At 60.5% G+C, this 11,995-nt stretch carries 14 protein-coding genes; 6 read left to right on the plus strand and 8 right to left on the minus strand.

Features of this window, described 5'->3' with window-relative positions:
* Positions 1 to 136 precede the first annotated feature (136 nt).
* Positions 137 to 310 (minus strand): DUF1328 domain-containing protein, encoded by a 174-nt coding sequence (locus tag IPK75_17370; protein MBK8200121.1) that lies wholly within the window; start codon positions 308 to 310, stop codon positions 137 to 139.
* 161 nt (positions 311 to 471) lie between these two features.
* On the opposite strand from IPK75_17370, the gene IPK75_17375 reads away from it, so the two are divergent.
* The 4 genes from IPK75_17375 to IPK75_17390 all read left to right on the plus strand — a co-directional run bounded on the left by IPK75_17375 (position 472) and on the right by IPK75_17390 (position 2,657).
* A complete protein-coding gene (locus IPK75_17375) occupies positions 472 to 627 on the plus strand; it encodes an entericidin A/B family lipoprotein (GenBank protein ID MBK8200122.1) in 156 nt (51 codons plus the stop codon).
* An 87-nt stretch (positions 628 to 714) separates the two neighbouring features.
* Positions 715 to 1,569: an NAD(+)/NADH kinase gene (locus tag IPK75_17380; GenBank protein ID MBK8200123.1), complete on the plus strand. Its 855-nt coding sequence runs from the start codon at positions 715 to 717 to the stop codon at positions 1,567 to 1,569.
* Positions 1,566 to 2,354 (plus strand): metallophosphoesterase, encoded by a 789-nt coding sequence (locus tag IPK75_17385; protein MBK8200124.1) that lies wholly within the window; start codon positions 1,566 to 1,568, stop codon positions 2,352 to 2,354. Before IPK75_17380 ends, IPK75_17385 begins: the two co-directional genes overlap by 4 nt.
* A gap of 39 nt (positions 2,355 to 2,393) precedes the next feature.
* On the plus strand, positions 2,394 to 2,657 hold the full coding sequence (locus IPK75_17390) for a hypothetical protein (GenBank protein ID MBK8200125.1): 264 nt from the start codon (positions 2,394 to 2,396) through the stop codon (positions 2,655 to 2,657).
* A gap of 60 nt (positions 2,658 to 2,717) precedes the next feature.
* Here IPK75_17390 and IPK75_17395 read toward each other — a convergent pair whose 3' ends face one another.
* From IPK75_17395 to IPK75_17405, 3 genes are all read right to left on the minus strand, one after another.
* Entirely contained in the window at positions 2,718 to 4,316 is a 1,599-nt protein-coding gene (locus tag IPK75_17395) for a sensor histidine kinase (protein MBK8200126.1), read from the minus strand.
* A 73-nt stretch (positions 4,317 to 4,389) separates the two neighbouring features.
* Entirely contained in the window at positions 4,390 to 4,992 is a 603-nt protein-coding gene (locus IPK75_17400) for a sigma-70 family RNA polymerase sigma factor (GenBank protein MBK8200127.1), read from the minus strand.
* A complete protein-coding gene (locus IPK75_17405; GenBank protein MBK8200128.1) occupies positions 4,989 to 5,213 on the minus strand; it encodes a hypothetical protein in 225 nt (74 codons plus the stop codon). The genes IPK75_17400 and IPK75_17405 overlap by 4 nt, the downstream gene beginning before the upstream one ends.
* A 145-nt stretch (positions 5,214 to 5,358) precedes the next feature.
* Between IPK75_17405 and IPK75_17410 the strand changes: the two genes are divergently transcribed.
* Both IPK75_17410 and IPK75_17415 read left to right on the plus strand, forming a co-directional pair.
* On the plus strand, positions 5,359 to 6,147 hold the full coding sequence (locus IPK75_17410) for a response regulator (protein MBK8200129.1): 789 nt from the start codon (positions 5,359 to 5,361) through the stop codon (positions 6,145 to 6,147).
* Positions 6,148 to 6,295: 148 nt separating this feature from the next.
* Positions 6,296 to 6,604 (plus strand): hypothetical protein, encoded by a 309-nt coding sequence (locus IPK75_17415; GenBank protein MBK8200130.1) that lies wholly within the window; start codon positions 6,296 to 6,298, stop codon positions 6,602 to 6,604.
* Between the two features lie 135 nt (positions 6,605 to 6,739).
* Here the strand turns inward: IPK75_17415 and IPK75_17420 are convergent, their stop codons facing one another.
* The 4 genes from IPK75_17420 to IPK75_17435 form a co-directional block, all read right to left on the minus strand.
* Positions 6,740 to 6,922 (minus strand): hypothetical protein, encoded by a 183-nt coding sequence (locus IPK75_17420; protein MBK8200131.1) that lies wholly within the window; start codon positions 6,920 to 6,922, stop codon positions 6,740 to 6,742.
* A gap of 113 nt (positions 6,923 to 7,035) precedes the next feature.
* Positions 7,036 to 8,202, minus strand: a complete 1,167-nt coding sequence (locus tag IPK75_17425) for a GGDEF domain-containing protein (protein ID MBK8200132.1) — start codon at positions 8,200 to 8,202, stop codon at positions 7,036 to 7,038.
* A gap of 39 nt (positions 8,203 to 8,241) precedes the next feature.
* Positions 8,242 to 9,033 carry an enoyl-CoA hydratase/isomerase family protein gene (locus tag IPK75_17430; GenBank protein ID MBK8200133.1) on the minus strand — a complete coding sequence of 264 codons (792 nt, stop codon included), beginning with the start codon at positions 9,031 to 9,033 and terminating at the stop codon, positions 8,242 to 8,244.
* Between the two features lie 134 nt (positions 9,034 to 9,167).
* A complete protein-coding gene (locus IPK75_17435) occupies positions 9,168 to 11,612 on the minus strand; it encodes a TonB-dependent receptor (GenBank protein MBK8200134.1) in 2,445 nt (814 codons plus the stop codon).
* Positions 11,613 to 11,995 lie beyond the last annotated feature (383 nt).

An 11,995-nucleotide genomic window follows, 5' to 3' on the forward strand; every position in this document is an offset into this window, starting at 1 on the left:
CCTCAACCCCGCATTCAGTTCCAGCAGTTTCGAGAAATTTTGTAAGTTGTTTAGGGGCTTAAATTTGCCCCCAAATGAAAAGCCCGCGCCGGAAGGCACGGGCTTGTTTGGGGTGAAGCATGTTGCTTCTGGAACGTCAGGTTACGTCCCTGCCCTGCAGTGCGCGGGCGAGGAAGCTGATCACGACGAGCGCCAGGAAGACGAAGAACAGGATCTGCGCGATGCCAGCTGCAGCGCCTGCGATTCCTGCGAAACCGAACACACCGGCGATCAGCGCCAGCACGAGAAATGTAAGTGCCCAACCAAGCATGGTGTTTTCTCCTTGTAGAAACCAATCGACGAACATCATCGACGCCGGATCAACGCCTCGGCCCCGGCGCGGTTCCGGTTAACAAGGCATGGAACCGCCAGCTTGGCCGGGCGTTGCTAACCGGGATGTAAACTGGAAAGGACACCCTGATGAAACTCTCTATGCAATCGACCGCGCTCAAAGCTTCGGCTTTTGCCCTCACCCTTCTGATGGTCACCGCCTGCAATACCGTGGCGGGCGCCGGCAAGGACATCGAAGCGGGCGGCGAAGCCGTTACTGATGCTGCTCAGGAAGTTGAGAGCGACATCAAGGACTGATCGATCCTCTTCGATGTCATTGTGCGCGCCGTCCCAGCCAGCCTGAGGCGGCGCGCTTTCCATCATACTTAATCTCACGGGGTTTTCGTGAACATCACTGTGCTGATCAATGCGATGTCCGGATCAGTGCCGGCAAATGCAGACACTGCAATTGCGAAAATCATCGAAGACGCAGGTCATACCCTGCGGCTTGAAGCAGCAAGCGGAGCGGACATCTGCGAGATCACGCCGTCCGCCCTGGCTGAAAAGCCCGACATGGTGATCGTCTGGGGTGGCGACGGCACCACGGCCTGCGTGCTGAATGCAGCGGGCCAGTTCGGACCGCCCGTGCTGGCCTTGCCGGGCGGCTCGATGAACCTCGTTCACAAGCGCTTGCACCGCGGCAATCTCGACTGGGAATCAATCCTCGAAGACGTGCTGGCCAACCCGGAGCCTGAAGCTTTTTCTGCGGGCGTGATCGGAGAGCACCGCTTTTACGTGGCCGCCATGCTAGGGCGTCTGACCAAGCTCACCGACGCTCGCGAGGCAGTCCGCCGAGGCGCGGTCGTGGAGGCCGCCCAAGCGCTAGCATCCGCCGAAGCACTGGACCTGAAGACGCGCCTTACGTTCAAGGTGGAAGACAGCACTGACGCCGAACCGATCGAAGCGGCGGCGGGCGCCCTTGTCGTTGCCGGGAACCGTTGGCCACGGTTCGAGATTGCCGTCATCAACCCCGACTCAGTGCTGGACCTGATGGCCATCGGCCTCGAGAGCTGGATAAAGGGCTGGCGCGAGGCGGAAGCTGTCGAAACCAACGTCGGACGCAAAGTGTCCATCACGGAACTCAAGGGACGGGCCATTCCTGCGACATTTGACGGCGAACTGACGGAACTTTCCGGCGCTGTGACGGCGCATGTCGTACCTAATGCGGCCCGTGTGCTGCGCGCCAGGGCGAGCGGATGAAGCTGGCCCATGTCGCCGACCTGCACTTCGGTGCCGCACGGATGGATGTGTTGGCGGCTGCGCAAGACGCGATCCTGAATGCCCGCCCTGACGCGCTCATCGTCAGCGGCGACGTGAGCCAGCGCGGCAAACGTGTGGAATTCGCTGCGGCGCGGGAATGGGTCGACGAGATTGGCCTGCCGAGCCTTGTCGTGCCTGGCAATCACGATACGCCCCTTCTGAATGTGCACGCGCGGGCGACCGCACCCTTTGCGCGTTACCGGGATTATTTCGGTGACCTGACCCGCTCCCTGAAAATTGGCAGTGGACGGATTGATCCGTTGAACACAGCGCGCGGCTGGCAAGCGCGGAAGAACTGGGCGGAAGGATCCGTCAGGCTGTCGGACCTTGAAGCCGCCATCGAAGCGAGCGGCAGCGCACATCACCCACACTTGCTTGCGTGCCACCATCCTTTTAGATCGATGCAAGGCGCGCTGCTGCGCACGGAGACGCGGCGCGGCGATATCGCCAGTCAACGCGTGGCCGCCAGTCCGGTCAGCGTCGTCCTCACAGGACACGTGCACACTCCGCACGTCGAGGAAGTGGTTGAGCCTGGCGGCAAATATCTTGCGGTTTCGGCAGGTACCCTGTCGACACGGCTTCGCCGGGCGCCGCCGGGCTTCAACATGTTGTCGTTTTCGCCGGACAAGGTCTCAGTCACCGCTTTCGCGCTCAGCGGCGACGTATTCGTCGCACAGCCGACTTTGTCATATAGGCTAAATCAAGCGGAACCAGGCGACGCATGACGCGTTGGTGAAAAGACATTTCTGTGAAAGGGAATTGCCATGCGAAAACTCCTGCTGGCGGCCAGCTTTGCCGCACTGACATTCGCCGCAGCTTGCGACGCGCCGGACGGTCCGGTCGAAGAAGCCGGTGAAGAGATCGACAAAGCGCTCGGAAACGAACCGACTCTGGGCGACCAGATCGATGAAACGGTCGACGATGCAGGCGACGCCCTCAAGGAAGCCGGTGAAGAGATTGACCAGGCTGTGGATGACGCTGGCGAGCGCATGGAAGAAGACACGGAGCCGCCGAGCCAGCCCGAATAGAGCGCGCCAACTGACTTACAATCTGCTCCGGATGTCACAGGCATCCGGAGCATTTTTTGTTCAGCAGTCGAACGGAATGACAAGCCGAACGCGACAACCCTGCCCCGGCGCGCTGTCGACTTCCAGCTTGGCCGAAATTTGCCGCGCGAAGGCTTCCATCAGCCGGCCGCCCAACCCGCGCGACGAAGAATCCCCGGGTTCAAATCCGCGACCGTTGTCCTCTATGAGCAGCAACAGCTCCTCGCCGAGATCGGTGAGCGAAATCGAAATGCGGCCGCCGGACTCGAAGGCGAATTTCACCGCATTGGTAACCGCTTCGACGAGGAAAAGGGCAACCGGAATGGCGTCGTCGGAGCTTCGCTCGCAATCGATGTATGACTGTGTCAGCTCGATTCCGAACTCCTCCGTACCCAACGCTTCCCTCAGATGGTCGACGAGCGATGTGAGGAAAGGCTTCAGGCTGACGGATTCCAGACGCTCGTTCTGGTAAAGCGTCTGGTGGACGATTGCCAGCGCACTGATACGGTTCTGTGCCTTCGACAAGGCCTGGCGGGCCGCAGGATCGCTGATCTGCCGGCTTTGCAGGCTCAGGAAACTCGTCACGATCTGGAGGTTATTCTTCACGCGGTGGTGGATCTCCTTCACCGCTGCATCGCGCAACGCGATTGCGTCCCGCAGCTCGCTGTCGCGCTCTGAGATATTCTGAGCCATTTCGTCCATCGACCGCGCGAGCTCGCCGAACTCGGTGGGTGCCTTGGCAAAAGAATCACCCGCCTGAAAACGGTAGCGCCCCGCGCCGTAGACGCGCGCTGCCCTCTGCAGCCGGCCAATCCAGTGCAAGACCAGCTGGTCGACTGCGATCCAGACCGCCAGCAACGCCGCAACATATGCCAGCACCGGCAAGGCCAGCGAAGCGATCGGCGAGAGGGTCAACTCGTTCCACAAGCCAGGCGACCGGCCTGAGGTGACCGCGAACATGCCATTGCTGCCCGCAGGCTGGACCACGACATCGAGGGCTTTGCCATCGGCTGATCGCGCCGTGAACATGCGCGGCTTGCCGGTTTCCAGCGTTTCATTGATCCAGGCCGGGTCGATGTTCTCGAAATTGCGGCTCGACTGCACGTTTCCGTCCTTATCAGCCAGCGCGACGTCGACGTCGTCTGGCAGGTCGAGGTTCTGCGCGAGGTCGACCAGCATGTCGGCGCGAAGACCGAACGCCGCAGCCCCCGCGAACGCGCCGTCGGCTTCATCGAGGCGCACGAAGATTCCGAAGATCCACTCCTTTGTTGCAGGATCGAGGTAGGACTGTGTGCGAACTACTGGCGACTCGAACTGCAACTCGGCCAGCCAGAGGTCATTGAAAATGCGGTGGCCGGTCGCGCCGGCGGCGCTGCAACTCGAAACTCCCTGACGGTCGAAGTTCGAAACGTTCACAAGTGCAGGCACCGCCGCATCGAGCGCAGACATCACCTGCGCGCATTTACCCTTGGCGATTTCGTCCTTGAACAGAACGAGCAGGACTTCTGCCTGCTCCAGGGACTTTTCGAGTGCATCGACTGATTGTTCGGCGACCACGAGCAACCGTTCGCGCCGGTCATCAAGGCTGCGCTGGGCATCAAGTATCGCACTGACGCCCGAGAGCAGCATGATCGGCGCCAAGGCAGCCGTGAGCAGTATCAGAAGGCGAGACCTGAGCGACCCTCGCGCAACTCCTCCGGGTACCGGCTCACCGTCAGCTTGCGGCTGCACCCGCGATCCTATTCGCTTCATCCAGGATCGCATCGAAGGCATCTGCCGCTTTCATGGCTTTGTCATCGCTATAACCCACAGAATTTGTCTCAAGCATCGCGGCAAGCGCCGCCCGCGCACGCGACACCCTGCTCTTCACAGTGCCCACCGCGCAGCCGCAAATCTCTGCGGCCTCATCGTAGGACATGCCGCCGGCGCCGACCAGCATCACGGCCTCGCGCTGATCGTCGGGCAGTTGCCAGAGCGCATTCTTGAGCGCGAGGAGCTCAAGCCCGGCGGCGGGGTTCGAATCCGACGTCAACGTCGCTTCTGCAACTTCCGGATCAAGCGGTTGGCGGCGCCAGGAACGCCGCTTTTCGGAATAGAAGATGTTGCGCAGGATCGTGAACGACCAGGCTTTGAGGTTCGTACCCGCTTCGAAACTGCCACGCGCATTCCACGCTTTCAGCATGGCGTCCTGCGCCAGGTCATCCGCGAACGTCGGGTCGCCGCACAAGCTGCGCGCAAACGCACGCAAATGCGGGATCAGCTCGGTCAGAGCCCGCTTGAACTCGGCGTCGCCGGTTTTGCCCGCAGCTTCGCTCATGAACCGCTCTCCTCACCCTGCGGCGGATTGGAGGGGTTCGATTTGCGCGTGTCGGCCGATTCCAGAAGCTGGAAAAAGGAGTCCGGAACCGGCTCCTGCGTGACATCGTCATACAGCTTGCGCAGGTTTTCACCGATCTTTTCGCCGCGGCGCCGCTTCTGAGCATCAGGCGCAAGATGGCTCTTTTCGGCTGGCAAAGGCGCAGATTTCGCATCTTTCACTGGAGATTCCCCGCATTGACTTCGTGTTCCAAACGCCCTTGCCGGGTTATGGTTCCCTCACCGATACGATTTTTTCTCAACGGCTGGAACCAACGCTGAAATCGTGCGTTTTGACCACGGAAACTGAAAACGCGAGAGGAATTTCATGAGTTTGCTCCAGGTGTTCGGACCTCAACTTCCGTTCCTGCGACGGTATGCGCGGGCACTCACTGGCAACCAGAAGAGCGGCGATGCCTACATCCGCACGTCGCTTGAGGCGCTGGCTGAAGACCCGTCCCTGATTGAAGACACATCCAATCCGCGCCTGTCACTCTACCGGTTCTTCCACGCGATGTGGGGAAAAGGTAGCGCCAAGTTCGGCAATGCCGACCATTCGACTTCGAAGGCGGATGAGCGTCTTCAGGCACTCGCGCCCCTCCACCGCCAGGCATTCCTGCTGACCTCGCTGGAAGGCTTCACCCCGGCAGAAGCCGCCACGATCCTCGGCGTATCGGAGCTTGAGTTCCGCATGCTGGAGCGGACGGCACACGACGAAATCGAGGCGCAGATGACCACGCGCGCTCTCGTGATCGAAGACGAGCCGATCATCGCAGCAGATCTTCAGGGGCTGCTCGAAGAACTGGGGCATTATGTGACTGGCATCGCGTCGACCCACAAGGAAGCGATCGACCTGGCAAAGAAAAACCCGCCGGGCATCATCCTTTGCGACATTCAGCTCGCGGACGGTTCGTCCGGGATCGATGCCGCCATGGAATTGCTGGAGATGTTCGACGTGCCGGTGATCTTCATCACGGCGTTCCCGGAGCGCCTGCTCACCGGCGAGCGCCCGGAACCGATCTTCCTCATTCCCAAACCTTTCCAGGAATCGGCCGTCAAGGCCGCCATCGGACAGGCGCTCTTCTTCCACCCTGCCACAGTCCCAGCGGTCGCCTGACCCCCCACCCAGCAGCGACCCTGTTCGCCCGGCCTTTTACAAGGCCGGGCGAACTCCGTTTTGGAAGAAACCAGCGCGCTGTCACCGGAACTGCGCGGAACGAGGCACGTTTCATTCACAACTATAACCTGCCCGAAAGGCCACCTTCATGACAAAGAAAGCCGTGAAATCCACACCCGCCAAGAAGACGGCCAAAGCCCCTGGCGTTGAGGCGCTGCGCAAAGACGTTGCAGTGCTCAAAGCGGATGCGAAAGTTGTGCTTGATGACATCAAGGTCGTTGCACATGACGGCCGCCGAAGCGCGCTTCGCAAAGGCAAGCGCTTGGCGAAAAGCGCTGGCTCGCGCTTTGAGGACGCCAATCACGCGATGAAGTCTACTGTGCGTGACAAGCCAATGCGCGCAATAGGCGCCTCCTTCGCCGCCGGCTGGCTGCTCGGCGCATTGCGGCGCAAATAGGCTGAACAATGAGAACGCGCCTTCAAGCGGCTGCTCTGAGCGAGCCGCTTGAAGGCGCAATCAATCTGTTATCTGTTCAAGTGCGTTAAAGTGTTTGAACGCTGAAAATCAAAACTTCGAGCGCGTCGCTCGAGACTAACCGTTGGCGCCTTCTCCGGAGCGCGGGGCGTTCCGGTTCGCGCTATCCGCGGCCTTGAGCAACTCCATGAACTCATTCTCCACGTCATTGGCGTCCGGCAGGTTCATGACCTGCTGGAGCTTTGACCCGATCGTACGCCGCTGCGCCGTCAGGAAGGGAGGGTTGTCTGTCGCTTTCATGACAAATGAACGAGTGTCGGAACTGATCGTTCCTTCCCGAATGCAACCAGTGCGCAGGCTGACTTTTTGGCCACACCCATGCTGTTCAACACGGCAGGCGTGTGCGGATGAAATCAGGCGATCCCGCGTGCCTTGACCTGGTTGCGGCCCGACTGCTGTGCGCTCCGCAACAGAACGTCCGCCTGCTTGATCACATCGCCGGCGCTCATTCCCGGATCAAGCCTCGCGAGGCCAAAGGACGCTGTCACGCCAGTCACTTTTGCGCGCGTTTCGGGGACAACGAAGCTGGTGAGCTTGAACCCGTGTTTGACCTTGATCAGCAGATTGTAGGCCGACATCAGGTCGCGCTCAGTCAGGATCAGGGCAAAGGCCTGCTCGCCGTAGCGCGCGATCATGTCGTTGTCCGAGACGCCTGCGGTCACGTGGCGAGTGAAGCCCTGCAAGACAATATCGCCAAGCGGCGCGCCTTCGGCGGAAACTAGGGACGCAAAGTCATCAATTTCGGCCAGAACCACGCAAAAGCCTTCGCGCGATTTCACCGCATGAGCCGCTGACGCTTCCAGCCGTTTTTCGAAGGCGCGCCGGTTGTGGGCACCTGTCAGCGGATCCCGCGCAGCCTGTGCCTGCGCCTCTTCAAGCTGCTGGTTCAGGACCGTGATCATGCTCTGCGATTTTGCAAGTCCGCTGTTCAACTCGCGGGTCAGCGAAGCCATCCGGCGGTTCTCTTCGAGCAAGCCGTTGACGACTTCGGCAAGTCCGCCCTCTGTCGTTGCCTGCGGCACCCGCTCGGCGAAAGTATCGAGCGACGTGGTGAAATCGTCGCTTTGGCGAAGGCCCTTCTCGATGATCTCAAGAACGCTCCCGATTTCAGTGCCGATTGCCTGGCCGATATCCTGCGCAACATAAGCCTGAGCGTTGTCGGCCAGGTATTCCTGAAAAAGCGACTCGATGTCGTAGGGACTCAGCTGGTCTTTCAACTGGAGGAGATCGTTGATCTCCGCCACCAGCGCGTCATCCGAACCCGTCGCATAGGCAAACAGCACCGCATAGGCGTTTGGGTAGGGCGCGGTATGGTACTTGTCCATGAGGTTGAAAACCCGGACTGCCGCCTGGCAGACTTCTCGAAAACTGCGCTGCCCCGCATATTTCGGGACTTCGGCGGACGGCTGCCTGACAGGCGCTGACATGATAACGAATCCGAACTGCACGCCCGAGGGCGCCACGATATCCTTGTTGGTCGCAGAATAGGGTTTGTTTCGCGTTAACGACGTTTTCGGCAACCTTTGCGCGCAGCGATTGAGCGCGGTCCTTGCCGGCGATCAGGAATATTTGGGCGCCCGCTTTTCCATGAAAGCGGCGATGCCTTCGCGGAAATTCGGATCGTTGGCAGTCAGCATCTGATTGCGGTCTTCGATGGCCATGACGGCTTCAAGACCGCTCGCGTCGATCGAATGATTGAGGCAGTCCTTGGTCAGCCGCAGCCCGAGCGGAGTTGCGTACAGCATGTCCTGTGCAAAAGCCGATGCTTCGGTGAGCATCGAGCCCGCCGGCACGACGCGGTTCGCCAGCCCGATCTGATATGCCCGCGCCGCATCGATGAACCGGCCCGTCAGCATGAACTCGCTGGCCAATGACTGTCCGATGATCCGTGGCAGGAAGTATGAGACGCCCATGTCGCATGCGCTCAGGCCGATACGGATGAAAGCGGCGTTCATCCGCGCATCTTCAGACAGGATGCGAATGTCCGATGCCAGCGCGAAGGCAAATCCGCCGCCGCTCGCAGCGCCCTGCACGCAACTGATGATCGGCTGCGGGCACCGGCGCATCGCCACGTAGATTTCTGCAATGGAGCGCTGCTTGTCGAGCGACTGCTCAATGCTTGCCCGCGGCCCGCCAGATTCCTTGAGGTCGAGACCGGCGCAGAAAGCACGCCCTTCGCCGCGCATCACGACGACGCGGACAGTCCGGTCGAAATAGAGGCACTGGAAAATTTCGCGCAACTCGGAGACGAGCACGGTATTCAGCGCATTGAGACGTTCAGGGCGGTTCATCACAACGTGAAGGACTTCGCCCTCGGTTTCGAGCCTGACCGTTGAATATTGCCTGGCCATCGAAGACCTCCCCTGTTCTGCTACGTCATCCTGTCATGCCGCCGCCGCAGCAATCCAGCCCTGCCCTTCCGGAAAGCGCACAAAAAAAGCCGGGCTGCAGCAAAGTGCAGCCCGGCCAAAGCACGGGAGGAAAATCAGAACCGGACGGCCAGTTCCACGTAAACTTCGCGCGGGTTCTCGACGAAGGCTGACATGTCGGCGACGTTGCCGACCGTCGTGCCAGTGCCGGTGCCACCGGTGAACGGAATGTCGTTGGCGCTCGTGACGACAAACTCTTCGGTGAGGTTGCGTCCGATCAGAGAAAGCGTCCACCGGTCGTCCGGCGAGGTCAGACGCGCCGCCATATCCAGCTTCGTATAAGCGTCCTGAATGGCGTCCGGACGAAGCGTGTCCGTGAAGTAGTATTCGCCCATGTAGCTGACATCGCCCGACAGAGACGCTTCAAACGCTCCCACGGGGAACTCGTACATGGCACCAATCCGGCCGGCCGTTTCGGGCGCCTTCGGCGGGGTGCGGCCACTATAGTCCTGGCTCTGGAACACGCCGGCCACCGGCACCTGGTCACAGCCTTGCGCGATCGTCTGCCCGCCATAGCATTGTCCGATGAAGTTATCGAACTCGACATTGTTGAAGGCAAACGCGCCGCGAACAGTGAGTCCTTCAATCGCATCCGGCACCCAGCTGAAGTCAACCTCGATGCCCTGCGTCATCAATTCGCCGGCGTTGTCGGCGATCAGGCTCACGCTGGACGGGTCGAACACCTGCACCTGAAGGTCTTCATAGAGGTAGTTGAACACCGTCGCATTCAGGCTGAGCGTTTCACCGAACAGGATGGACCGCACGCCGGCCTCGAACCCCTTGGCCGTTTCACTGTCGAACTGACCGGCAGCCAGAGTGGAAGCCGGGGTCAGGGATTGCGAGATGTTGAAGCCGCCGGTTTTGAAACCTTCCTTGTACGCCGCATAGTAGGACAGGTTCCCCGATGGCTTGTAGCTGACCGAAACTTGCGGCGAGATATTCTCGTCCGAGAACTTGTCGTCGAAGCGGATGCCGCCCGGGAAGAAACCGGCGAAGAACGACGAAGCCGGCAGGGATTCCTGATAGGAGTCGCGCTCTTCGCGGCTCCAGCGAGCACCCGCGGAAACCTCCCACTGGTCGGTGAACGCATAGGTGCCTTCATAGAAGGCCGACAGTGCGGTGCCTTCAAATCCGTTGTCGCGCTTGAAGGTCACGAATGTGCCGCTGGCCGGATCCAGAGGCACGATGAAGATATAGGCATCGGTGTTGAAGACGAATTCGGAGTCTGAATAGAACAGACCGAAGGTCGAGTTGAACGGCCCATCGCTCCGGGTCGAGAAGCGAAGCTCCTGCGAGATCTGGTCGTAGTCCGCTTTCTGGCTGAAGTTGGCGGGGTAGTGTTCGCCCGCCACATTGTTCAGGTCCTTCTGGAGGAAGTTGTAGTAGGAAGTGATCGATTCCACCTCAAGGCCGTCGAGGTCCAGCTTTCCGGTGATGACCGAGTAGATCGAGCTGAAATCGGCATACATGTCGCCGTTGCGGGCATAGCGGTAGTTGGCCGCCGCCACTTCGCGCGGAATGCTCGAGGAGTCCGAAACGCCGTTGATGCTGCAATCGGCATTCGGGCTCGGCGGCACACCGTTGGCGCTGGCCGGGGTGGTGCGGCCGCCGCCGCACAGGCGCTCGAGAACGTCCGTCGGGCCGCCGTCTTCCTGTTGCGAAGCGCCCAGCTTGAATTCGAGGTTGAAGATGTCGTTCGGCTCGTAGACAAGCGTCAATCGTCCGCTCTCGGTCTTTCCGCCGCCGCGCATATCCGAAATGCGATGGCGCTCCATGCCGAGCGGATCGAGGTACGTTGCCGCAGCGCTGTTTTCGAAAGCCCCTTCGGAATCAGAAACGCGGAACGCCAACCGGCCGCGCAGCGTGTCCGTCAGCGGGCCCGAAATCACGCCCTCTCCGTACTTTTCCTTGGCTTCAAAGCCGTAGCCGACCTTGCCGCTGGCTTCGAATTCATCCGTCGGATCTTTCGACACGACCGAGATCAGGCCGCCGGTAGTGTTCTTGCCGTAGAAAAGCGCTTGAGGGCCTTTCAGTACTTCGACGCGCTCGATGTCGTATTGCGGCATCGAAATCTCGCGGCCACGACTCATCGGCAGGCCGTCGATGTTGAACGAGACCGATTGGTCGAAACCGGCGCTCAGCGCCGTGGAACCGACGCCGCGAAGGAAGATGCTGGCGGAAGAGCCCGACGCCGCGCGGCCAGCCACCATGGTCGGCACCTGGGTCGACAGGTCCATGAAATCATTGATCGCGTATTCGTCGAGTGCGTCGCCGGTCAGCGCGGTGATCGCCACCGGTGCGTCCTGCAGGCTCTCCTCCTTGCGCCGCGCCGTCGCGGTAACGATGCCGAGCCGGCGCATGCGCTCTTCTTCGGCTGCGGTCGTGGCAGCGTCATCTACGGGCGCACTGACTTCGGCGGCGGCCGGCGCCGCATCACCTTCTTGAGCGAAGGCGACGCCCGACGTCGATGCCAGGGCCAAGCCGGTGGCCCCCATGAGCATCGAACGCAATCTTGTGCGGTCCTGCGTCGCGGACGGACCCGCGAACACGCTGAGGCGAGCAGTTTCGGTCTTCATGACTTCCTCCCAAGAAGCTGGCAGCCTTTTGCTGCCTAATAGCATTAGTTTTGAATTTACTAAGGGACTTTGCGGAGTGTCGTCAACTGGCAACGTGGCGTGGTTGTTAGTGGATGAGGCGCATAAGGTGCGGCGCAGCGCATAATTATTTGGCGACTATTCTCGCCTAACGTTCATAGTTTATTTCTCAGTATCTGCTACAGTTCCAGCCTTGTTGCCGGCTCAAGGGCGGGGCGCCGAAAGCGCCTCGGCACCGTGGATTGGCTTGCAATAGCGGCCCGGCGGCACGTATGTCGTTCGGGCAACAC

This window comes from Acidobacteriota bacterium, from assembly GCA_016712445.1.
Classification (GTDB): Bacteria; Pseudomonadota; Alphaproteobacteria; order Caulobacterales; family Hyphomonadaceae; genus Hyphomonas.